This is a genomic window from Tistlia sp. (genome assembly GCF_040905785.1).
Classification (GTDB): domain Bacteria; phylum Pseudomonadota; class Alphaproteobacteria; order Kiloniellales; family DSM-21159; genus Tistlia.
This window is the reverse complement of sequence record NZ_JBBDQW010000029.1, coordinates 1-22,418: the sequence shown is the minus strand read 5'-3', so window position 1 is coordinate 22,418 and position 22,418 is coordinate 1. Positions and strand designations below refer to the sequence as shown.

The following is a 22,418-nucleotide window of genomic DNA, read 5'->3' as shown; positions in this document are numbered from 1 at the left end:
GGCGGCAAGCCGGCCCCGTCGCGCTGCGCTCGCGGGTCACGGCGCGTCGCCCCGGCGCTCGCGGTCCTGCAGCTCCTTCCACTGCAGCTTGCCGGTCGGCGAGCGGGGCAGCGCGTCCAGGAAGGCGACGGTGCGGGGGCACTTGTAGGCGGCCATCTCGCCGCGGCACCAGGCCAGGATCTCGGCTTCCCCGACCTGGCCCCTCATCTCCGCGCGCAGCGCCACGTAGGCCTTGACGCTTTCGCCCCGGCGCTCGTCCGGCGCGGCGACGACGCAGACCTCCGCGATCGCCGGGTGGCGGTGCATCAGCGTCTCGACCTCGGCCGGCCAGACCTTGAGGCCGGCGCAGTTGATCATGCGTTTCAGCCGGTCGACGAGGTAGAAGTAGCCCTCCTCGTCGTAGTAGGCGATGTCGCCGGTGCGGAAGAAGGGCCTGCCCTCGAGCTCGAGGAAGGCGGCGCGCGTGCCCTCGGGGTCGTTCCAGTAGCCCTTGAACACCTGGGGCGCGTCGATGACCAGCTCGCCCGGCTGGTCCGGCCCCAGCTGCCTGTCGGTGCCGATCTCCAGGATCCGGCTGTCGACCTCGAACAGGGGCACCCCCAAGCATTGGCGCCGCGGCCGGGCGATCGGGTTGGTGTGGGTCGCGGCCATGGTTTCCGACAGGCCGTAGCCCTCGACGTATTCGCAGCCTGTGAGCGCCTTCAGCCGGTCGGCGATCCCCGCCGGCATGGCCGCGCCGCCGCCGCCGATCGCGCGCAGGCTGCTGAGGTCGTAGCGGCCGGCGTCGGGGTCCGTAACCAGGTCGATCGCCATCGTCGAGATGCTGCGCCAGCGGGTCACGCGGTGGCGCCGGATCAGCTCCGCCGCCACCCGGCGGTCCCAGCGCACCATGACGACGAGGCTGCCGCCGACGTGGATCGGCGCGTTCATGGAGTTCTGCATGCCGGTGACGTGGAACAGCGGCAGCGCGACGAGGCTGACGTCCTGCTCGCTCATGGGGTTCCAGGCGATGCCGCCGACGATCGTCGTCATGACCGTGCGGTGGGTGTGCATGCAGCCGCGCGGCCGCCCCGTGGTGCCGGAGCTGTAGGGGATGACCGCCAGGTCGTCGGGCCCCGCGCGCGGCGGGTCGGCCCGCTCGCCCGAGGCGAGCGCCTCGGCCCAGCGGACCACCCCGGGCATCCCGTAGTCCGGCGGCGACGGGCGGTCGAGCGGCGCCGGCAGCGGCAGGTCGAAGCCGGGATCGGCCGCGTCGGCATAGGCCGCGGCGACGACGGTGGTGAGCGCCCCCGCGCGCAGCTGCCCGGCGAGCGCCTCGAGCAGCTCCTGCCCGGCGAAGGCGACCCTGGCGCCGGTGTCGGCGACGAGGTGCTCGAGCTCGCCCGCCCGGTTCATCGGGCTGACCGGGACGACCACCGCGTCGGCGCGCAGGATCGCGTAGTAGGCGACGATGAACTGCGGGCTGTTCTGCATGAACAGGAGGACGCGGTCGCCCCTGGCGACGCCTGCGCGCTTCTGCAGGTAGCCGGCCAGGCGCTCGACCTGCTCGTTGAGCGCGGCATAGGTCGTCGTGCGGCCGTGGAAGATCGTCGCCGTGCGCTCGCCGAAACGGCGGGCGGTCGCCTCGAGATTGGCGGCGATCGTCCGCTCCGGCACGCTCAGCCGGCGGGGCAGGCCGGCGGGCCAGACCTTGAGATGGCGCTCGAACATCGGGTCTCGCGGCCCTCCCTTTCGGCGGCGCTCCGGCAGCGGTGCCGGGCCGCCGCCGCCGGGCCGCCGCCGACGCCCGCGGCCGGCGCCGGGCAAGTCTGGCACAGCGTGGCCAAAAGGGTCAATTTGACGGGATTCAATTCTGCGCGGCGGAATTCGTCCCGCCTGCCCCGCGCCCGCTGTTGACCCTTTGCGGGGAGTCTCCTACCGTTGATGGGCTGCGGGACAAATTTCTGCGGTGCAAAATTCGCCCGCCGCCCTCCTCGGCGCCGGGAACAAGAAACCGGGCGCCGCCGACGCGCGGCGTCTCACGATGGGAGGAGTCGGATGCGCTTCACGATCAGGAACAAGGTGGCGCTGATCGCCGCCGTCGTCGTCGCCGCGGGCCTGGGCTGGGCCGATGCCGGCGCCCAGGACACGATCCGCTGGCGGGTGCAGAGCCACTGGCCGAGCGCCTCGAGCTCCTACACCGACAGCCTGGAGCGGCTGAAGTCGACGCTCGAGGAGCAGACCGGCGGGCGGCTCGTGCTCCAGCTGCACGAGGCCGGCGCGCTGGTCCCGGCGACCGACATCTTCGACGCGGTCAGCCGCGGCGTCGTCCAGATGGGCACCATCTCGCCCGCCTACATCCGCGACAAGGTCTCGACCGCGGGGATCGCCTCGGGCCTGCCCTTCGCCTTCCGCGAGGTCTGGGAGGCGGCCTACTTCCACAAGAGCCTCGGGCTGGAGCAGATGCTGCGCGAGGAGGCCGCCGAGTACGGCGTCTACTACTCGACCGACAAGGTCTACCCGACGGAGATGGTGGTGAAGCGGCAGATCGAGACCATGTCCGACTTCCGCAGCCTCAAGATCCGCTCGTCGGGCGCGCTCCAGGAGTTCCTGACCGAGGCCGGCGCCGCGGCCTCCTACGTCTCGGGGCCGGAGCTCTATCCCGCGCTCGCCACCGGCGTCGTCGACGGCGCGCACTGGGGTGCCGCCCAGGGCGCCAGCAGCATGGGCCTTTACGAGGTCGCGAAGTACCACGTCCTGCCGCCGCTCAACATCGCCGGCACCGATGCCTTCGTGATCAACCAGGAGGCGCTCGACGAGCTGCCGGAGGATATCCGCGAGACGGTGCTCAACGCGCTCGAGGAGCAGTTCTGGTTCCGCACCAACGAGTACCAGTACAAGGAGAAGATCGCGCTCGCCAACGCCATGCGGGACCAGGACGTCCAGGTCATGCAGCTGCCCGACGAGGTGATGCAGGAGATCACCGAGGTCGCCCGCCAGAGCTGGGAGCGCGAGGCCGAGAAGGGCGAGAAGGCGGCCGAGGCGCTGGCCAATCTCAAGTCCTTCATGGCCGACCTCGGCTACATCGAGAGCGCCGACTGACGAGCGGCCTCGGCGCCGCCCCCGTCCCGCCGTCGAGGCGGGGCGGCGCCGGCTCCTGTGCGGAAGGCGGCCGCTCCTTCGGCCTGCACCCGGCCCGCCCCCCGGCCCGCGAGGTCCCATGAACGTCCTGTGCCGCTTCGCCCGGGGCATCACCCGCCTGAACGACCGGATCGGCGCCGTCGCCGCCTACCTGGTCCTGCCGATCTTCGCCCTGCTCCTGCTCGAGGTCGGGCTGCGCTACTGGCTGGGGCGGCCGGCGGTGTGGACCGGCGAGCTGGCGCAGATGCTGTTCGGCGCCTACGCGCTGCTCTCGGGCGCCTACCTGCTGGTCCATTCCGGCCACGCCAACGTCGACATCCTGCACGGCGCGCTGCCGCCCCGGGCGAGGGCGGCGGTCGACGTGGCGACCTCGGTGCTGCTGTTCGTCTTCATCGGCGCGCTGCTGTACTTCGGCAGCTCGATCGCCTGGCAGTCGACCGCGCGGCTCGAGACCTCCATGTCGGCCTGGAATCCGCCGATCTGGCCGCTCAAGCTGCTGATCCCGATCGCGGCCCTGCTGGTGCTGCTGCAGGGCTTGGCGAAGCTGATCGCCGACCTGCAGGCGCTGGGCCTGCTGCCGGCCGACGAGGAGGTGCTGCCGGAGGCGGAAGGCCAGGAGAAGGGCCTGTGAGCCTCGAGCTCCTGACGCTGCTCTTCTTCGGCGCGCTGCTCTTCTTCCTGCTGCTCGGCCTGCCGCTGGTCTTCGTGCTGGGCGGTGTCTCGGTGATCTTCCTCTACTTCACCTGGGGGCCGGGTGCCTTCTTCATCGTCGCCTCCCAGATGTGGAGCACGATGGGCAGCTTCACGCTGCTCGCCATCCCGCTGTTCGTCTTCATGGCGATGATCCTGGAACGCACCGGCGTCGCCAGCAGCCTCTACCGGATGATGCACCTCTGGTGGGGCGGCGTGAGGGGCGGGCTGGCGATCGGCACGGTCGGCATCTGCGCGCTCTTCGGGGCGATGTGCGGCATCAGCGGCGCGGCCGTGGTGACCATGGGCACGATCGCGCTGCCCTCGATGCTCGAGCGCGGCTACGACAAGCGCATGGCGCTCGGCTGCATCAACGCCGGCGGCGGCTTCGGCATCCTGATCCCGCCCTCGGTGATCATGATCCTCTACGCGCTCATCACCGGCGATTCGGTCGGCAAGCTGTTCGCCGCCGGCATCCTGCCTGGGCTGCTGCTGCTGGTGCTGATCTCCGGCTACATCGCGATCCGCTGCTGGCTGCAGCCCGAGCTGGGCCCGGCCCTGCCGCCGGCGGAGCGCGGCACCTGGCGCGAGCGGCTGCTGGCGCTGCGCGCGGTGCTGCTGCCGATGCTGATCGTGGTCATGGTGCTCGGCTCGATCATCGGCGGCATCGCCACCCCGACCGAGGCCGCGGCCCTCGGCGTCGCCGGCGCGCTGGTCTCGGCGGCCGTCCACCGGCGGCTCGACTGGGCGCTGATCCGCGAGGCCTCGCGGCGCACCTTCCGGCTGACCGGCATGATCGTGTGGATTCTCTTCGCCGCCCACGCCTTCAGCTCGGCCTACCAGGGCATGGGCGCCCAGGACCTGATCCGCGAGCTCGTCCTGGACCTGCCGGGCGGCCCCTGGGCCACCGTCATCCTGTTCCAGCTGGTCATCTTCCTGATGGCAATGGTGCTCGACCCGCTCGGCATCATGCTGATCACGCTGCCGGTCTTCGTGCCGGTGATCGTCGCCCTGGGCTTCGACCCGATCTGGTTCGGCATCCTCTTCATCATCAACATGGAAATCGGCTACATGACGCCGCCCTTCGGCTTCAATCTCTTCTACCTCAAGGGCATCGTGCCGCCGAGCATCTCCATGACCGACATCTACCGCTCCGTGATCCCCTATGCGCTGGTGATGATCCTCGCCATGGCGATCATCATGGTCTTCCCGCGGATCGCGACCTACCTGCCGGGGCTGCTGTTTTGAGCGGCTTTCCGGAGGAGGAGCCGGTCGGCATCCAGCGGACCCTCGGCTTCAGCGTCGAGGCCTGGGAGGACGGCCGCGCGGTGCTCGTCCTCGAGGTCGACGAGCGGCACCTGAACCGCAGCGGCGTGCTGCACGGCGGGGTCGCCGTCACCCTGCTCGATCAGGCGATGAGCCTATCGGGCCTGTGGACGCCGGAGGACGACCCGGGCGGGCGGCGCAAGTCCGTCACCCTGTCGCTGACGACCAGCTTCACCGGGCAGTGCGACGGCGGGGTCATCCGCGCGGTCGGCACCCGGCGCGCGGCGGGCCGGCGCATCTATTCCTGCAGCGGCGAGCTCACCGGTCCCGACGGCACGGTCCTGGCGATCGCCCAGGCGACCTTCCAGCTGCGGCGGGGCAGCGAGCGACCGCAGCCGCCATCCGACGGGTAAGCCTTCAGGCGACCTCGAACAGGCCGGCGGCGCCCATGCCGCCGCCGACGCACAGGGTGACGACGACGTAGCGCGCGCCGCGCCGCCGGCCCTCGAGCAGGGCATGCCCGACCAGGCGGGCGCCGGTCATGCCGTAGGGGTGGCCGATCGAGATCGAGCCGCCGTTCACGTTCAGCCGCTCGTCGGGAATGCCGAGGCGGTCGCGGCAGTAGAGCACCTGGCTGGCGAAGGCCTCGTTCAGCTCCCACAGGTCGATGTCCTCGACGCCCAGCCCGGCCCGGGCGAGCAGCCGCGGCACCGCGAAGACCGGGCCGATGCCCATCTCGTCCGGCTCGCAGCCGGCGACGCTGAAGCCGCGGAAGAGTCCGAGCGGCTCGAGGCCGCGCCGTTCGGCCAGGCCGGCCTCCATGACCAGGCAGGCCGAGGCGCCGTCGGAAAGCTGGCTGGCGTTGCCGGCGGTGACGAAGCGGCCGGGGCCGCGGACCGGCTCCAGCTGGCCCAGGGCCTCCAGGGTCGTGGCCGGTCGGTTGCATTCGTCGCGCGCGGCGACGACCGGCTCGTGCCGGACCGCCTCGCCGGTGCCCTCGCCGACGCGCTTCACGGTCTCCAGCGCGACGATCTCGGCGTCGAAGCGGCCGGCCTGCTGGGCCGCCGCGGTGCGCTGCTGGCTGGCCAGCGCGTAGGCGTCCTGCGTCTCGCGGCTGACGCCGTAGCGCTCCGCGACGATGTCGGCGGTCTCGATCATCGGCATCCAGAGCGCCGGCCGGTTGGCCATCAGCCAGTCCTCTGTCAGGTGAGTCTGGTTCAGGTTGGCCTGGGTCAGGCTGATCGATTCCAGGCCGCCGGCGGCCATCGCCGGCACCCCGTCGACGATCACCCGCTGGGCGGCCATGGCGATGGCCTGCAGCCCGGAGGCGCAGAAGCGGTTGACCGTGGCGCCGGCGACGCTGCTCGGAAAGCCGGCCCGCATCGCCGAGAGGCGTGCGATGTTCTTGCCGGTCGCGCCCTCGGGCAGGCCGCAGCCGAGGATCACGTCCTCGACCTCCTCCGGCTCGAGCCCGGCGCGCGCCACCGCGTGGCGCAGCACGTGGCCCCCGAGGACGGCGCCGTGGGTCGCGTTGAAGGCGCCCTTGAAGGCCTTGCCGATCGCGGTGCGGGCGGTCGAGACGATCACGGCCTCGGTCATGGCAGGGGCTCCTTTATGTGCCTTCGGCGATCCGGCGGCCGGCGGCGGCGAGCAGGCCGGCGCGGCTGCCGACCTCGCGGGCGTCGGCGTTGCTGGCGTTGCCGAGGGCGGCGCGGGCTGCGACCCCCTGGAGAATCGCGGCCAGCCGGAACAGGGAGAAGGCGAGGAAGAAGCGCCAGTGCGGCAGGGCCGGGCGGCCGCTGTGCTCGCAGTAGGCGGCGAGAATCTCCTCCTCGCCCGGGATTCCGAGCGCCGCCAGGTCCAGGCCCTGGAGGCCGCGCACGCCCGGCACGCCCGCCGGCAGGTGGTAGGGCATGCAGAAGTAGGCGAGGTCGGCGACCGGGTGGCCGAGGGTCGCGAGCTCCCAGTCGAGGACGGCGACGATGCGCGGCTCCTCGGCGTGCAGGACCAGGTTGCCGACGCGGTAGTCGCCGTGGGCGATGGCGGTCTCCTGCTCGGCCGGCACCCGCGCGCTCAGCCAGGCGGCCAGGCGGTCCATGTCCGGCAGACCGCCGCCCTGGCGCGAGGCCTCGTACTGCCGCGACCAGCGGCTGACCTGGCGCTCGACGTAGCCCTCCGGCCGCCCGAAGCCCGCGAGCCCGACCGCGCGCCAGTCGACGGCGTGGAGCCTGGCGAGGGTCTCGACCATCGCCAGGCGGCTGGGCCGACGCTGCTCGGGCGAGAGGTCCGGTGCGGCGGGGTCCGCCGCGATCCGGCCCTCGACGTAGTCCATGACGTAGAAGGCCGTGCCGATCGGGCCGGGGTCCTCGCAGAGCAGCCGCATCCCCGGCACCGGCACCGGCGTCGGGGCGAGCGCCGCCATCACGCGGTACTCGCGCTCGACCTGGTGCGCCTTGGGCAGCAGCTCGCCCGGCGGCTTCTTGCGCAGCACGTAGCGCTGCCCGCCGCGGCAGGTCAGCAGGAAGGTCGGGTTGGACTGGCCGCCCTGGAACTGCCGCAGGGCGAAGCCCTCGGCCGCGCCCGGCAGCCGCCCGCCGAGCCAGCGCGCCAGCGCCGCCTCGTCGAAGCGGTGCGCCGGCAGGACCGGGCAGGTCCGGGTCTCGGGCGCCTGGTGCCCCGCCTCCCTGGGCCCGTTTTCAGGCGCCCGGCTCATCGGCCCGCCGTCAGGCGATGGTCTCGCCGCCGTCGGCGACGATGGTCTGGCCGGTGACGTAGGCGCCGGCGGCGCTGGCCAGGAACAGGGCGACCCCGGCGATGTCCTCGGGCTCGCCGAGCCGGCGCAGCGGCGTCCGCGTCTCGGCCCGCTCGAGCCGGACCGGATCCTCCCAGAGCGCCCGCGCGAAGTCGGTCTTGACCAGGCCGGGCGCGATAGCATTGACGCGCACGCCCCGCGGCCCCCACTCGACCGCGAGGTTGCGCGCCAGGGCCGCCTCCGCGGCCTTCGACATGCCGTAGGCGCCGAGCGTGCCGGTGCCGCGCAGGCCGGCGATGCTGGAGACGATGACGACCGAGCCGCCGCCGGCCTTGGCGATGTGCGGCAGCGCCAGATTGCAGAGCTGGACGGTCGAGCGGACGTTGGTCCCCATGATCTTGTCGAAGGCCTCGTCGCTCAGCTCGGCGAGCGGTCCGTAGGCCGGGTTGATCGCGGCGTTGCAGACCAGCACGTCGAGGCGTCCCCAGGCCGCGAGGGTCGCCTCGACCAGCGTCGTCAGCTGCTCCTTGCGGCCGATGTGGCAGGGCACCGCCAGGGCCGTGCCGCCGGCCGCCTGGATCGCCTCGACGACCGGCTCGCAGGCCTCCCGGGTGCGGCTGGAGACGACGACGCGGGCGCCGGCGCGCGCGAAGGCCTCGGCGATGGCGCGGCCGATGCCCCGGCTCGAGCCGGTGACCACGGCGACCCTGTCCTGGAGGTCGAACATCGCCCTCACCCCGCCGCGGCCGGCGGGCGGTTGCCGCCGTAGGCCTTCAGCTCCAGCCGGGTGATCGTCTCCTCGTGGACCTCGTCCGGGCCGTCGGCGAGGCGCAGGCTCCGCGCCTTGGCGTAGGCGGAGGCCAGGAAGAAGTCCTCGCTGACCCCGGCGCCGCCGTGGACCTGGATCGCCCGGTCGATGACCCTGCAGGCCATGGCCGGCGCCACGACCTTGATCATGGCGATCTCGCCGCGCGCCGCCTTGTTGCCGAGGCTGTCCATCAGGGCCGCGGCCTTCAGCGTCAGCAGGCGCGCCTGCTCGATCTCGCAGCGCGAGCGGGCGATGTCGCGGCGCACCGTGCCCTGCTCGGCGAGCGGCCGGCCGAAGGCCTCGCGCGCCAGGGCCCGCCGGCACAGCGCCTCGAGCGCGCGCTCGGCAAGGCCGACCAGCCGCATGCAGTGGTGGATCCGCCCCGGCCCCAGGCGGCCCTGGGCGATCTCGAAGCCGCGGCCCTCGCCCAGCAGCAGGTTGCCGAGCGGCACGCGGACCGCCTCGTAGAGGATCTCGGCGTGGCCGTGGGGGGCGTGGTCGTAGCCGAAGACGCTGAGGCCGCGCTCGATGCGCACGCCCGGCGCGTCGAGCGGCACCAGGATCATCGACTGCTGCTTGTGGGGCGGCGCCTCGGGATCGCTCTTGCCCATGACGATGGCCAGGCGGCAGCGCTCGGAGTTGCCGCCCGACGACCACCACTTGCGCCCGCTGACCACGTAGGAGTCGCCGTCGCGCACGATCGTGCAGCGGATGTTGGTGGCGTCGGAGGAGGCGACGTCGGGCTCGGTCATGGAGAAGCAGGAGCGGATCCGGCCCTCCATCAGCGGCCGCAGCCAGGTCTCCTTCTGCGCCTCGCTGCCGTAGAGCGCCAGGATCTCCATGTTGCCGGTGTCGGGCGCGTTGCAGTTGAAGACCTCGGGGCCGAGCGGCGAGCGCCCCATGATCTCGCAGAGCGGCGCGTAGTCCAGGTTCGAGAGCCCGGCGCCGCCATAGGCGCGGCCCGCCTCGTGCGGCAGGAAGAGGTTCCACAGGCCCTGCGCGCGCGCCTCGGCCTTCAGCTCGTCCATGATCGCCGGGTACTGCCAGGGCGAGGCCAGCGCGCGGTGCTGCTCCTTCCACAGGCTCTCGGCCGGGTAGACGTGCCGGTCCATGAAGGCCAGCAGCCGCTCGCGGAGCTCCTGGGCGCGGTCCGAGAACTGGAACATGACCCTCCTCTCCTGCGGCGGCCCGCGGCCGGTGCCCGCGCCCAGTGCACGCCGGCGGCGACAGCGGCAAGGCCCGAGGCTGTCACAGCGCGAGCGAGACGGTCAAGTGAGATGGAATTTAATCCCGCAAAGAGGAATTTGCGGGAGAACGGCAGCCAAGGATGTTGCGCCAACCCGGGAGGACGGAGGCTGCTTGCCACGGTGAAGCCGAGGGGAGGCTGGGTGCCGGGGCGGACACTCGAAGAGTGGCTGGGGCGCCAGGATTCGAACCTGGGATCACGGGACCAAAACCCGATGCCTTACCGCTTGGCTACGCCCCAGCAGAGCCTGCCCGGAAGCCGGCGACGTTAGCCCCCGGCCGGTCGTCCGGCAAGGGCCGCCAGGGGCGGCGCGGGCGCCACGCCGACGACCGGGCGGCGCCGGCCGCTTATTCCGCCGTGCCCAGGATCGGCGCCGCGGCGGCCCACCAGGCGGGCCGGTCGGCGGCGATCGCGGCGGCGGCCTCGCGCGCCTCGGCGGCGGTCGCGTAGAGGCCGAAGCAGGTCGCGCCGCTGCCGCTCATGCGCCCGAGCAGGCAGCCCGGGGTCGCGGCCAGGGCGCCGAGCACGGCGTCGATCTCGGGGCAGAGCCGGCGCGCCGGCGCCTCCAGGTCGTTGCGCCGCCCGGCCAGCAGGTCGGCCAGGGCCTCGGCGTCGCGCGGCGCCGCCGCGGGGAGGGCGCCGGCCGGGGCGAAGGCGCCGGTGCGCGCCTGGAAGACGGCGGCGGTCGAGAGCCCGACGCCGGGATTGACCAGCACCAGCCAGGCCTCGGGCAGGGCCGGCGCCGGGCTCAGGACCTCGCCGATGCCGCCCATCAGGGCCGGGCGGCCGTAGAGGCAGACCGGCACGTCGGCGCCGAGCGCCGCCCCCAGGCCGAGCAGCAGCTCCTCCCCGGCCTCCAGCCGCCAGAGCGCGGCGAGGGCGCGCAGCGCCGCGGCCGCGTCGGCGGAGCCGCCGCCGACGCCGGCGGCGACCGGCAGGCGCTTGTCGAGGACCAGGCGCCCGCGCGCCGGCAGGCCCACGGCCTCGGCCAGCAGGTGCGCGGCGCGCAGCACCAGGTTGCCGCCGTCGGCCGGGATGCCCTCGGCGAAGGGGCCCTGGACCGCCAGGCTCAGGGTGCCGGCCGGCTCGGCCCACAGGCAGTCGCCGACGCCGGCGAAGACGACCAGGGAATCGAGCAGGTGGTAGCCGTCGGCGCGCCGGCCGACGACCTCGAGCCAGAGGTTGACCTTGGCCGGCGCCGGGTAGGCGTCGCTCGTCATCGGCAGGGCGCCAAGCGCCGCAACCCGCTCACGGCCGGCGTCAGATGTTGCGGGGCTCGGCCGGCAGCCCCTCTTCGAGCTTGAGCTCGATCTTCGGGATCTCCTCGGCCTCGGGCTCCAGGCTGAGCGCGCGGCGCCACTGCACCCGCGCCTCCCGCTTGCGGCCGGTGCGCCAGTAGGCGTCGCCCAGGTGGTCGTTGATCACCGGGTCCTGGGGCTTCAGCTCGACCGCCTGCTCCAGGGTCTCGACCGCCTTGCCGTAGTCGTGCAGCCGGTAGTGCACCCAGCCCAGGGAATCGACGATGTAGCCGTCGTCCGGCTTGGCCGCGACCGCGCGCTCCAGCATCTTGCGCGCCTCCTCCAGGTTGAGATCCTGCTCGATCCAGGAGTAGGCGAGGTAGTTCAGCACGTAGGGCTGCTCGGGCTCGAGCTCGAGCGCCCTCTGGAAGTCGGCCTCGGCCTTGTCCCACTGGCCGGTGCGCTCGTAGGCGATGCCGCGGAAGTAGAAAAGCGTCCAGGGCGTGCGCTCCGGGCCGAGGCGCTCGACCGCCTTCTCGTAGGCCGCCGCGGCCTCCTCGAAGCGCTGGTCGGCCCGGTGCAGGTTGCCGAGCTCGTAGTAGGGCTCGAAGCGCTCCGGCCGGTCGGCGGCGAGACGCTCCAGCAGCGAGATCGCCGGCTCGTCGCGCTCCAGGTGCTCGAGCTCGCTGGCGATGCGCAGGCCGACCGACCAGTGGTAGGGGCTGGCCACGGCGATCTGCTCGTAGGCGAGGATGGCGCCGTCGGGCCGGCCCTGGCGCTGCAGCAGCTCGCCGACCAGCACCCGCGCCTCGTCGAGGCCGGGCTCCAGCCAGAGTGCGAGATGGGCGTAGAACAGTGGGCCCTCGCTTGACTCCTCGCCGCTGAGGATCTGGGCCAGGTCGAACAGGACGGTGGCGATGCCCTGGGTCGTGCTCGCGACCAGCGGCGCCGGCGGCGCCTCGGCCTCGAGCCCCTCGCGCATCAGCGCGACCAGGCTGGCGCTGTCGCTCTCGGCGGCGAAGCCCTCGGCGATCGCCTCGGCCCGCTCCCGCTCGCCGTGGCGCAGGTAGTAGTTCTTGACCAGGCGCAGCAGCCAGAAGGAGGTCACCGAGGTGTCCTCGGCTGCCGCCGTCATGGCGGCCTCGGCGGCTGCCTGGTCGCCGAGCTTCTCGTGGATCAGCCCGCGGTGCACGGCGAGCCGGCTCTCGAGCCGCTCGAGGCCGGTCAGGCCCTCCAGCGCCGCCTCGACCGCCGCGGCGTCGCCGGCCTCGGCGGCCAGCCAGGCCCGCATCAGCGGCTCGGCGATGCGCGCCGGGCCGCGCTGGCCGACCTCCTCGAGCTGGCTGCGCGCCTCCTCGACGGCGCCGCGCCTGAGCGCGGCGGCGGTCAGCACGAGCTGCGCCAGCTGGTGCTGCGGCGCCCGCGCGACGACCTGCCGGGCGAGCGGCTCGGCGTCGGCGAAGCGGCCCTCGACCGCGAGCAGCAGGAAGGCCCGCTCGAGCAGGGCCTCGTTGCCGGCGTCGCTCTGCAGGCTCCTCAGGTAGAACTCGGCGGCGGCGCCGTTGTCGCGCAGCTGCTCCGCGACGACGCCGGCGAGGAAGTCGCCGTAGGGCGAGGCGTCGTCGTCGGCGCGCAGGGGCGCCGCCTGCAGGACAAGGCCCAGGGCCGCGGCGCCGAGCGCCGCCAGGGCCCGGCGAACCGGGAGGGCCCTGCGAACCGGGAAGGCCCGGCGAACCGGTAAGGACTGTGCGGCCACTTGAAGAGCTCCCGTGGTTGGGTCGCCCGGCGCGGCCGGACGAGGGGCGATCATGTCAAGCGCGGCCGGCCGGAACAACGCCGGAGGCCCGCCGGCCGCCTCACCTCGCGGGGGGGGGGGGCGGGGGAGGTGCGCCGGCCGACGAACCCGCCTACATGTTCGGATAGTTGGGGCCGCCGCCGCCTTCCGGCACGGTCCAATTGATGTTCTGCCGCGGGTCCTTGATGTCGCAGGTCTTGCAGTGCACGCAATTCTGGGCGTTGATCTGGAAGCGCGGGTTGCCGCCGGCCTCGTCGCGCAGGACCTCGTAGACGCCCGCCGGGCAGTAGCGCTGCGCCGGCTCGTCGTAGGTCGGCAGGTTGTACTCGATCGGGATCGAGGGGTCCTCGAGGCGCAGGTGGACCGGCTGGTCCTCCTCGTGGTTGGTGTTCGACAGGAAGACGCTCGACAGCTTGTCGAAGGAGACCACGCCGTCGGGCTTGGGGTAGTCGATCCTCGGCATCTTGTCGGCCGGCTTCAGGGTCTCGTGGTCGCCGTGGCGGTGCCGGAAGGTCCAGGGCGCCTTGCCGCCGAGCAGCTTGAGGTCGAAGCCGCCGATCGCCATGCCGAGGCGCATGCCGAAGCGCGCCGCCGCCGGACGCAGGTTGCGCGCCCGGTGCAGCTCCTCGTGGACCCAGGACTTCTCGTAGGCTTCCGGATAGGCGGCGAGGGTGCCGTGGCCGGCGTCGCCGCCGGCCAGCGCCGCGAAGGCCGCCTCGGCGGCCAGCATGCCGGTCTTCATGGCGGTGTGGCTGCCCTTGATCTTCGGCACGTTCAGGAAGCCGGCGCTGCAGCCGATCAGGCAGCCGCCGGGGAAGGCCAGCTTCGGCACCGACTGCCAGCCGCCCTCGTTGAGCGCGCGCGCGCCGTAGGAGACCCGCTTGCCGCCCTCCAGCATCGGCCGGATCGCCGGGTGCTGCTTGAAGCGCTGGAACTCCTCGAAGGGCGAGAGGTGCGGATTGGCGTAGTCCAGGCCGACGACGTAGCCGACGTAGGCGAGGTTCCCGGCCAGGTGATAGACGAAGGAGCCGCCCCAGGTCCTGTCGTCCATCGGCCAGCCGGCGGTGTGCAGCACCAGGCCCTCGCGGTGCTGGGCCGGGTCGAGCTCCCAGAGCTCCTTGATGCCCAGGCCGTAGGTCTGGGGGTCGGCGCCCTCGCGCAGGTCGAACTTGCGCTCCAGGCCCTTGGTCAGGGAGCCGCGGCAGCCCTCGGCGAAGAAGGTGTACTTGGCGCGCAGCTCCATGCCCGGCGCGTAGGCCGCCTTGTGGGTGCCGTCCCTGGCGACGCCGAGGTCGCCGGTCGCCACGCCGGCGACGGCGCCGGACTCGTCGTAGAGCACCTCGGCGGCGGCGAAGCCGGGGTAGATCTCGGCGCCCAGCGCCTCGGCCTGCTCGGCCAGCCAGCGGCAGACGTTGCCGAGCGAGACGATGTAGTTGCCCTGGTTGTGGGTCTGCGGCGGCAGCAGCCACAGCGGCACCTCGGTCGAGCCCTTCTCGGTCAGCAGCAGGAAGCGCTCGCTGCCGACCGGCGTGTCGAGCGGCGCGCCCTTGTCCTTCCAGTCCGGGATCAGCTCGTCGAGGGCGCGCGGCTCCAGCACCGCGCCGGAGAGGATGTGGGCGCCGACCTCGGAGCCCTTCTCGACGACGCAGACCGTGATCTCGCGGTCCTGCTCCTGGGCCAGCTGGCGCAGCCGGATCGCCGCCGACAGGCCGGCCGGGCCGGCGCCGACGATGACGACGTCGTAGTCCATGTACTCGCGTTCCATACTCGCCCTCCCAGGCGTCGCGCCGTCGTGCCGGACCGGTCCGCCGCCCGTGGACCCGCGACCGCACTTGTGTCGGCCCTGCTTCAAGGTAAGGGTATAGTGAAGCCTCTTCGAGGGGGCAAAAGCAGTCGCTTTCGGGGGCCAGATGGCATAGGTGCGGCCGCCCGAAGCGCCGCCCGAACCGGGAGCAGGGCTTGTTGGCGGAACCGACGCGAGAGGAGCTGGAGGCGGCGCTGCGCTGGCTGGTCGAGGCCGGCGCCGACGAGGCCGTCGAGAAGTCCGCGCCCGACCGCTTCGCCCTGCCGGACCTCGCCGCCCCGGAGCCGCCGGCGCCCGCCGCCGCGCCTCCCGCGGCCGCGGGCCCGGGAGCCGTGGAGCGACCGTCGGCGCCCGCGGTCTGGACGCCCGACGGCCGGGCGCCGGTGTCGCTCGATTCGGCCCTGGCGGCGGCGCGCGCGGCGGCGGCCGCTGCGGCCGACCTGCCGTCGCTCTACCGCGCCATCGAGGCCTTCGAGGGCTGCGGCCTGAAGAAGACGGCGAGCCGGACCGTCACCCATCGCGGCGATCCGGCGAGCCGGGTGATGCTGATCGGCGAGGCGCCGGGGCGCGACGAGGACATCCAGGGCGAGCCCTTCGTCGGCGCCGCCGGCCGCCTGCTCGACCTGATGCTCGCCTACGCCGGCTTCGAGCGCGGGCAGGCCTACATCACCAACGTGCTGTTCTGGCGGCCCCCCGGCAACCGAACGCCGGAGCCGGCCGAGGTGCAGCTCTGCCTGCCCTTCGTCGAGCGCCACATCGAGCTGGTCGCGCCGCGCGTCATCCTGCTGCTCGGCGGCGTCTCGACCAAGGCGCTGCTGGGCGACCCGCGCGGCATCACGCGGGTCCGCGGCCAGTGGTTCGGCTACCGCCACGAGGGACTGCCGGCGCCGATTCCGACGCTGGCGACCCTGCATCCGGCCTACCTGCTGCGCCAGCCCGCCCAGAAGCGCCTGGCGTGGCGTGACATAATTGCCTTCAAAATGGTTAATCGCGGCGATTTCGATCCCTTGGCGTCTTAAGAAGCCAGGATAAATGTCTGAATCGCGACGGGATTTCATAAATCCTTACCAAAAAGCTGACGAAGCCTCGCTTTCGATCTAAAATCTTTTCGGGGAATGAGTGGACAGAGATGAGGGGGCCCGGTGTCTATCCTGGCCGAGAGAACAGTCTTGTGCCTGCTGCGCAGAGGGACCTGCGCACTGGCTTTCGCGGCGCTGGCCGGGCTGCTGCCGCTTTTTGACGGCGTCGCGGCGCAGGCCCAGGGTCGCGAGACCGCTGCCATTCCGCGCTTTGCGCCGAGCGGCCCCAGCGGCGTGCCGCGCGTCGTCTCCGCCCAGGACGAGAGGCTCTACCGCGAAATCTTCCGCATCCAGAAGATCGGTGACTGGACCTCGGCCGACCGCCTGATCGGGCGCCTGACCGACCGGCGCCTCATGGGCCACGTGCTCTATCAGCGCTACATGCACCCGACCGCCTACCGCTCCGAGTTCCGGGAGCTGAAGAGCTGGATGGCGACCTATCCCGACCATCCCGGCGCCGACCGCATGTACGCCCTGGCGATGAAGCGCAAGCCGGCCGGCGCGACCGCGCCGCGGTCTCCCGAGAAGGTCGGCAAGGCGCGCCTCGCCAGCCTCGGCGAGGCGGTCTACCTCTACCACTCCAACAAGAAGCGCAGCGCCAGCCAGGGCCGGCTGGTCGAGCAGCTCAAGCGGCGCATCCGCCGCGACGTCATGAAGACCCGCCTGAGCGCCGCCGAGCGGCTGCTCGCCGGCGGCGAGGTCCGCCGCCTGTTCGACCCCGTGGAGATAGACCAGGGCCTGGCCCAGGTCGCCGGCGGCTGGTTCCATCATGGCAGCGCCAAGCAGGCCTTCCGACTCGCCGCCGGGGCCGCCAAGCGCTCGGGCGCGCACCTGCCGGAGGCGCACTGGACGGCCGGCCTCGCCGCCTGGGTGCTCGACGACCTGGAGGCGGCGGCCGAGCACTTCGAGGCGGTCGCCAAGTCCGACCGGGCGGTCAGCTGGGACCGCGCGGCGGGCGCCTACTGGGCGGCGCGGGCGAACCTGCGGCTCGGCAATCCGGGCACGGTCTCGATCCTGCTGGTGCGCGCGGCGCAGGAGCGTCGGACCTTCTACGGCCAGCTCGCGCGCCAGGCGCTCGGCCTGGCCGAGGAGGACTCGCCGCCGCAGGTCGACGCCAAGGCCTACGGCCACCTGCTTAAGGAGCCGCGGCTGGCGCGCGCCGCCGCCCTGATCCAGGTCGGCCGGAACGAGCTGGCCCAGGAGGAGCTGATGCGTGCCGGCGGCTGGGACCAGCCGGAGCACGCCGAGGCGCTCCTGATCCTGGCCGAGCGGGCGCAGCTGCCGGCCTTCACGCTGCGACTCGCCAACCGCCTGACCCACGACTCGGGCCTCGCGATCCGTCCCGAGGTCGCGGACGCCATGCTGTTCCCGCTGCCGCCCTGGGAGCCCGAGAGCGGCTTCCGCGTCGACCGGGCGCTGCTCTACGCCCTGATGCGCCAGGAGTCGGCCTTCGACACGCGCGCCCACAGCGGCCACGGCGCCATGGGCCTGATGCAACTGATGCCGGCGACCGCGCGCTACGTCGCCCAGCAGGGCGAGCTGCCGAAGGGCACCGAGGCGCGGCTGTTCAACCCCGGCTTCAACATGGAGCTGGCCCAGCGGTACGTGCAGCGCCTGATGGCCGACACCGAGGCCGGGGAGGACCTGTTCCGGCTCGCCGCCGCCTACAACGGCGGCCCCGGCAACCTGCGCAAGTGGCAGCGGCGACTCGAGAAGGTCGGCTACCCGGCCCACGATCCGCTGCTGTTCATCGAGGCGCTGCCGAGTCGCGAGACCCGGCTGTTCATCGAGCGCGTGCTGACCAACCTGTGGATGTACCGCAAGCGTCTCGGCCAGCCGTCGCCCTCGCTGAAGGCGCTCGCCCAGGGCGATTGGCCGCGCTACGAGTCGCTGGACTAGCCCGGCGCCCTGCGCTTGACTTCCGGCTCCCCGCCCGCGGAGCAGAAGCCATGTCGCGCCTCGACGAAAGCAAGCCCTTCCTACCGGTCAACATCGCCCTGCTGACCGTCTCCGACAGTCGCAGCGCCGCCGACGACCGCTCGGGCGACAGCCTCGAGAAGATGATCGGCGAGGACGGCCACCGCGTCGTCCGGCGCCAGATCGTGCGCGACGAGGTGCCGGCGATCCAGGCCTACCTGAAGGACTGCATCGCCGATCCGGCGATCGACGTCGTGATCTCGACCGGCGGCACCGGCCTCACCGGGCGGGACGTGACGCCCGAGGCCTTCGAGGGGGTCCTGGAGAAGCGCATCGAGGGCTTCGGCGAGCTGTTCCGTTGGCTGTCCTTCCAGAAGATCGGCACCTCGACGATGCAGTCGCGCGCGCTCGGCGGCGTCGCCGGCGGCACCTACCTATTCGCGCTGCCGGGCTCGCCCGGCGCCTGCAAGGACGGCTGGCAGGACATCCTGCGCTGGCAGCTCGACAGCCGCTACCGGCCCTGCAACCTCGTCGAGCTGATGCCGCGCCTCAAGGAGCACCTGGTCGCCGCCGGCTGACTTGCCGGCGCCCGCCGCTTCTGCAAGCCTTGCGGGAACGCCCCGCAGCTTGCGGCGCGCGGTCGGGGGGAGAAGCGGGGGATGGTGAGAGCGCTGTTCGCAGGACTCCTGCTTGGTGCCTTGGCGGTGGCGGCCGGCGCTCCCGCGGCCCTGGCCGCCGGTTCCGGGCCGCAGGCCGTCGACTACGGCCTCTATTTCCTCGCCGACCCGCGCGACGACCCGGCCTGCGCCCAGCGCGCCGAGCAGGGACGCCTGGTCGCCGACCCGGCGATCACCAACCCGGCCATGACCTGCCCGGACATGACGGCCTGGAAGCTCTTCCTGGAGGCGGTCGGGCAGGAGTTCTGGCGGCGCTGGCCGGCCGATCCCCAGGCCTGGCCGCTCGAGCCCCTGCCGCTCTGCCCAGAGGGCGCAAGCGGACCCGACTGCTGCACGCCGGGCAGCCTGGACAACCCGGGCTACGACGAGGCCGGCAACCCGGCGCGCCACTGCCCCTATTTCCCGGGCCGGCACCTGGACGCCGGGCGCGAGCCGCCGCTGCCGCGCGCGCAGCCGCTGTCGAAGGCGCAGGATCTCCACTTCGACGCCGAGCTGGCGCGGCTGTCCGAGAGCGACCTCGCCCGGCTCGACCCCGGCCTGCAGATCCGCCAGTCGATGGCCGAGCTGGTGTTCCGCAACGAGGCGATGTTCGACTACCTGTTCGAGCAGGGCTACTACCACCGAGAGGGCCTGGCCGGCGCCTTCGCGGCGGCCAATGCGGCGCTCGCCGACGCACCCTACCGTCGGCCGCAGGGCGCGGCCGGGCCCGCGGCCATCGACTTCCCGATCGCCTCGCTGATGGTCAAGAGCAACTGGATCCTGCGCCAGCGGGCCGAGGCGCTGGGCGTCGTCGAGGACCCGGAGCATCCCTTCGTCGCCATGCGCATCGAATCGAGCGTCGTCGACAACAACGCCCGGATCTTCGAGCCGGGCGACTACTGGCTGATCTCCCTGCACGTCTCTTCCAAGGACCTGCCCGCCTGGTTCTGGGCGACCTTCGAGCACGTCGACAATCCCGGCCGCTGCGACACGCTCGGCTGCAACGACTCCTACGGCTTCGCCTCCCCCGACGCGCTGCCGGCCGGCGCCGCCACCAACTTCACCCGGCCTCACACGGCGCAGGACGAGCTGCCGATCGACTCAGAAGTCTACCTGACCGGGCGGCGCTACCCCGGCGGCACGATCTCGGAAGGCCTGGAGGCCGCCTTCACCGGCCTCGGCATCGCCACCGAGGCGTCCGGCGATCCGGCAATGCCGAAGCCCGCCGACCGCGCCTGGCGCAGCTACCGGCTCAAGGGCTCCCAGACCGGCTTCACCGACGCCACCGGCCGCCCCACGCTGAACGGCAACTCGGTGATCGAGGGCGGCTTCGTGCAGACCGCCTCCTGCATCACCTGCCATGCGCGCGCCCACGTCGGCGCGGCGGGCGTCCCGGACGTGCTCGGCGTCTTCACCAACGACCTCAGCATCCTCGGCTACGGCCAGAGCGCCAACGGCGTGCCGGAGCAGGGCTGGTTCACGGCCAGCCGCCAGCCGCCCGCGGTCCTGGCGCTCCAGACCGACTTCGTCTGGGGCTTCCTCTACGCCAACCCGCTGGCCAAGGTGGATTAGCTTTCCGGACGGAGCCCGGCGACCTGCCCCCGGAAGCCGACCCTCTTTGGAACCCCGACCCGGGGCAGGAGTTGGCAAAGTCAGCCGCTGCACCCTTGGCGAGTGAGAATCGGGTCCGGTACGCCGCCTTCGTCAGGGTGCGGCCGGGCACGACGCCCGCGAACCGGGCGGCCGAGGACGGCGACACGCACTGACGGAAGGATGGCGAGGGAAGATGTCCTATTGGCGCTTTGCCGCGATGATCGGCACCTCGACGGTGGTCATGTACGGCCTGATGTACCTGAACACCTACGCGCTGGAGCACGTCTTCTGGAGCCAGACCCGGGCCTGGATGGCGCTGATCATGGGCGCGACCATGTCCGTGGTCATGCTCGGCTTCATGCTGGGCATGTACCGGAAGCGGGCCCTCAACCTCGCCATCTTCGGCGGCTCCGTTGTCGTCTTTGCCCTGGCGCTCTGGCTGGTGCGCAGCCAGACGACGGTAGACGACGTCGACTACATGAAGGCGATGATCCCGCACCATTCGATCGCGATCCTCACGAGCGAGCGCGCGCGGATCACCGACCCGCGCGTCCGCAAGCTCGCGGACGAGATCATCGAGGCACAGGAGCGCGAGATCGCGGAGATGAAGTACCTGGTCAACGACCTCCAGGTGCGCGACGACGAGGTCCAGCCGGTGCGCGCGCCCGAGGTCGCGCGGATACTGCCGGCCGAGGAAGCCATCGCCGGGGCACAGGTGGCGACGCTCGACCCCGCCACGATGGACGAATCGGAGATCCGGGAGGCGATCGGGTCGGGACCGCGCTGCGCGGTCCGCTACACGGCGGCGGGCGGGCCGGTGCTGGCGATGAGCATGGCGAGCGCCGGAACGCCGGCGTCCGGCGTCGTCAAGGTCAACGGGAATCTCGTGCTGCTTGAGCCGGGGGATGGCGCGCGGGACGGCGAGATCCTGCTGCGCGCAGGTCCCATCCGGGCGACCGCGACCCCCGACCCGACGGAGCCTGCCGAGGAGATCGAGGGTGCCGAGCGCCGGGAAGCCGGCCTGGTCTTCGAGATCGGCGACAGCCTGAAGGCCGGCTACCGCGGCTACCTCGACTGCCTGGCCGAGCCGCCGATGAGGCCCGCGCGCCAGTAAAGGCGGCCCGGCCTGTTCCCGGATATTCTTGTTTTGTTCCTGACGTGCGACTATCCTCGCCGCCATGAGCGAACTGCCGCAGATCAGGGTGCGCAAGGGCCGCGGCGCGGTCAGCAACCAGGCCGGGCGCTTCGAGCCGTTGAGCCACGAATCGGTCGACGACGGCTGGACCGCCGAGGAGGAGCTGCTCGCGGCGAGCCGGGTCGAGACCCAGGTGCTGCCGGACAGCAGCCGGACGATCCTGGCGAAGAACGACTCGCCGGACGTGCCCTTCGAGCGCTCGATCAACCCCTACCGCGGCTGCGAGCACGGCTGCATCTACTGCTTCGCGCGCCCGACCCACGCCTGGCTTGGCCTGTCCGCCGGGCTCGACTTCGAGACCCGGATCTTCGCCAAGCACGACGCGCCGGAGCTGCTGCGCCAGGAGCTCGCGAAGCGCTCCTACGAGCCCACGACGCTGGCGATCGGCGCGGTCACGGACCCCTATCAGCCGGCCGAGCGCGAGCTGAAGATCACCCGGCGCATCATCGAGGTGCTGGCCGAGGCGCAGCACCCCTTCGCCATCGTCACCAAGTCGGCCGGCGTGCTGCGCGACCTCGACCTGCTCGGGCCGCTCGGCAAGGCCGGCCTGGCCAAGGTCTGCCTCTCGGTCACGACCCTGGACCGCAACCTGGCGCGCATCCTGGAGCCGCGCGCGGCGACGCCGTCGCGCCGGCTCGAGGCGATCCGCGGCCTGGCGGCCGCCGGCGTGCCGGTCGCCGTGCTCGCCTCGCCGCTGATCCCGGCGATCAACGACATGGAGCTGGAGCGCATCCTGGCCGCGGCGCGCGAGGCCGGCGCAACCAGCGCCTCCTACATCATGGTGCGCCTGCCCCTGGAGATCGCGCCGCTGTTCGAGGAATGGCTGGAGGCGCACTACCCGGAGCGCAAGGCGAAGGTGCTCTCGCTGATCCGCCAGAGCCGCGGCGGCCGCCTCTACGACAGCGCGTGGGGCAAGCGCATGCGGGGCGAGGGCGCCCACGCCGAGGCCCTGGCGCGCCGCTTCCGCCTGGCGGCGCGGCGCCTCGGCTTCGACGAGCGGCGCTGGATCCTCGACACCAGCCGTTTCCGTCGCCCGGGCGGCGACGCGCGGCAGATGAGCCTGCTGTAGCGCCGCCCTTCCCTGCCCGGCGTCTCGCTGTTTCCGCCAGCACCCACCCCGCTTAATCCCGAGCGCGCCCGCAGGGGCGCAGTCGAGGGACGCGAGGGGCGGTGCCAGGAGCGGCGCTTCCGGCCCGGGCCCGTGCGCCCCTCGACAGAAGCTATGGGGCTGGCGACGAGGCGGTAGCATCCTCGTGGTC

18 protein-coding genes, 1 tRNA gene and 1 pseudogene are annotated in these 22,418 nt (G+C 72.5%); 10 read left to right on the top strand and 10 right to left on the bottom strand.

From position 1 onward, the window contains the following. Window positions 1-36: 36 nt before the first annotated feature. The gene (locus WD341_RS07185; RefSeq protein ID WP_368424756.1) at window positions 37-1,710 is read right to left on the bottom strand and encodes a long-chain-fatty-acid--CoA ligase; all 1,674 of its coding nucleotides are present in this window, start codon (window positions 1,708-1,710) and stop codon (window positions 37-39) included. A gap of 327 nt (window positions 1,711-2,037) precedes the next feature. Here WD341_RS07185 and dctP point away from each other — a divergent pair, with 327 nt between their 5' ends. The 4 genes from dctP to WD341_RS07165 all read left to right on the top strand — a co-directional run bounded on the left by dctP (window position 2,038) and on the right by WD341_RS07165 (window position 5,489). Beyond that, entirely contained in the window at window positions 2,038-3,081 is a 1,044-nt protein-coding gene (gene dctP / locus WD341_RS07180; RefSeq protein ID WP_368424755.1) for a TRAP transporter substrate-binding protein DctP, read from the top strand. 118 nt (window positions 3,082-3,199) lie between these two features. Then, window positions 3,200-3,751: a TRAP transporter small permease subunit gene (locus WD341_RS07175; RefSeq protein ID WP_368424754.1), complete on the top strand. Its 552-nt coding sequence runs from the start codon at window positions 3,200-3,202 to the stop codon at window positions 3,749-3,751. Further along, window positions 3,748-5,058, top strand: a complete 1,311-nt coding sequence (locus WD341_RS07170) for a TRAP transporter large permease subunit (RefSeq protein WP_368424753.1) — start codon at window positions 3,748-3,750, stop codon at window positions 5,056-5,058. Before WD341_RS07175 ends, WD341_RS07170 begins: the two co-directional genes overlap by 4 nt. Further along, window positions 5,055-5,489 carry a PaaI family thioesterase gene (locus WD341_RS07165; protein WP_368424752.1) on the top strand — a complete coding sequence of 145 codons (435 nt, stop codon included), beginning with the start codon at window positions 5,055-5,057 and terminating at the stop codon, window positions 5,487-5,489. Before WD341_RS07170 ends, WD341_RS07165 begins: the two co-directional genes overlap by 4 nt. A gap of 4 nt (window positions 5,490-5,493) precedes the next feature. Here the strand turns inward: WD341_RS07165 and WD341_RS07160 are convergent, their stop codons facing one another. The 9 genes and pseudogenes from WD341_RS07160 to WD341_RS07120 all read right to left on the bottom strand — a co-directional run bounded on the left by WD341_RS07160 (window position 5,494) and on the right by WD341_RS07120 (window position 14,680). Next, complete coding sequence (locus WD341_RS07160; RefSeq protein WP_368424751.1) at window positions 5,494-6,675, bottom strand: acetyl-CoA C-acyltransferase; 1,182 nt, start codon at window positions 6,673-6,675, stop codon at window positions 5,494-5,496. Between the two features lie 13 nt (window positions 6,676-6,688). Continuing rightward, entirely contained in the window at window positions 6,689-7,789 is a 1,101-nt protein-coding gene (locus WD341_RS07155) for a phosphotransferase (protein ID WP_368424750.1), read from the bottom strand. A 10-nt stretch (window positions 7,790-7,799) separates the two neighbouring features. Continuing rightward, window positions 7,800-8,555, bottom strand: a complete 756-nt coding sequence (locus tag WD341_RS07150; protein ID WP_368424749.1) for an SDR family NAD(P)-dependent oxidoreductase — start codon at window positions 8,553-8,555, stop codon at window positions 7,800-7,802. A gap of 5 nt (window positions 8,556-8,560) precedes the next feature. Beyond that, entirely contained in the window at window positions 8,561-9,802 is a 1,242-nt protein-coding gene (locus tag WD341_RS07145; RefSeq protein WP_368424748.1) for an acyl-CoA dehydrogenase family protein, read from the bottom strand. A 246-nt stretch (window positions 9,803-10,048) separates the two neighbouring features. Continuing rightward, a tRNA-Gln gene (locus WD341_RS07140) sits at window positions 10,049-10,122 on the bottom strand. Window positions 10,123-10,144: 22 nt separating this feature from the next. Beyond that, window positions 10,145-10,243, bottom strand: a pseudogene (locus tag WD341_RS07135) (IS5/IS1182 family transposase); the annotation flags it as partial. Beyond that, the gene (locus WD341_RS07130) at window positions 10,230-11,102 is read right to left on the bottom strand and encodes a 4-(cytidine 5'-diphospho)-2-C-methyl-D-erythritol kinase (RefSeq protein ID WP_368424747.1); all 873 of its coding nucleotides are present in this window, start codon (window positions 11,100-11,102) and stop codon (window positions 10,230-10,232) included. The pseudogene WD341_RS07135 and the gene WD341_RS07130, both read right to left, overlap by 14 nt. 40 nt (window positions 11,103-11,142) lie before the next feature. Then, entirely contained in the window at window positions 11,143-12,876 is a 1,734-nt protein-coding gene (locus WD341_RS07125; protein ID WP_368424746.1) for a tetratricopeptide repeat protein, read from the bottom strand. 151 nt (window positions 12,877-13,027) lie between these two features. Next, entirely contained in the window at window positions 13,028-14,680 is a 1,653-nt protein-coding gene (locus WD341_RS07120; RefSeq protein WP_368424745.1) for an electron transfer flavoprotein-ubiquinone oxidoreductase, read from the bottom strand. A 197-nt stretch (window positions 14,681-14,877) separates the two neighbouring features. Here WD341_RS07120 and WD341_RS07115 point away from each other — a divergent pair, with 197 nt between their 5' ends. The 6 genes from WD341_RS07115 to WD341_RS07090 all read left to right on the top strand — a co-directional run bounded on the left by WD341_RS07115 (window position 14,878) and on the right by WD341_RS07090 (window position 22,228). Beyond that, a complete protein-coding gene (locus tag WD341_RS07115; RefSeq protein ID WP_368424744.1) occupies window positions 14,878-15,738 on the top strand; it encodes a uracil-DNA glycosylase in 861 nt (286 codons plus the stop codon). Window positions 15,739-15,888: 150 nt separating this feature from the next. After that, the gene (locus WD341_RS07110) at window positions 15,889-17,697 is read left to right on the top strand and encodes a lytic transglycosylase domain-containing protein (RefSeq protein ID WP_368424743.1); all 1,809 of its coding nucleotides are present in this window, start codon (window positions 15,889-15,891) and stop codon (window positions 17,695-17,697) included. Between the two features lie 50 nt (window positions 17,698-17,747). Further along, entirely contained in the window at window positions 17,748-18,293 is a 546-nt protein-coding gene (gene moaB, locus WD341_RS07105; RefSeq protein ID WP_368424742.1) for a molybdenum cofactor biosynthesis protein B, read from the top strand. A gap of 81 nt (window positions 18,294-18,374) precedes the next feature. Beyond that, window positions 18,375-19,943: a hypothetical protein gene (locus WD341_RS07100; protein ID WP_368424741.1), complete on the top strand. Its 1,569-nt coding sequence runs from the start codon at window positions 18,375-18,377 to the stop codon at window positions 19,941-19,943. A 214-nt stretch (window positions 19,944-20,157) separates the two neighbouring features. Continuing rightward, a complete protein-coding gene (locus tag WD341_RS07095) occupies window positions 20,158-21,078 on the top strand; it encodes a DUF305 domain-containing protein (RefSeq protein ID WP_368424740.1) in 921 nt (306 codons plus the stop codon). Between the two features lie 64 nt (window positions 21,079-21,142). Then, on the top strand, window positions 21,143-22,228 hold the full coding sequence (locus WD341_RS07090) for a PA0069 family radical SAM protein (RefSeq protein WP_368424739.1): 1,086 nt from the start codon (window positions 21,143-21,145) through the stop codon (window positions 22,226-22,228). The last annotated feature ends 190 nt before the right edge of the window (window positions 22,229-22,418 follow it).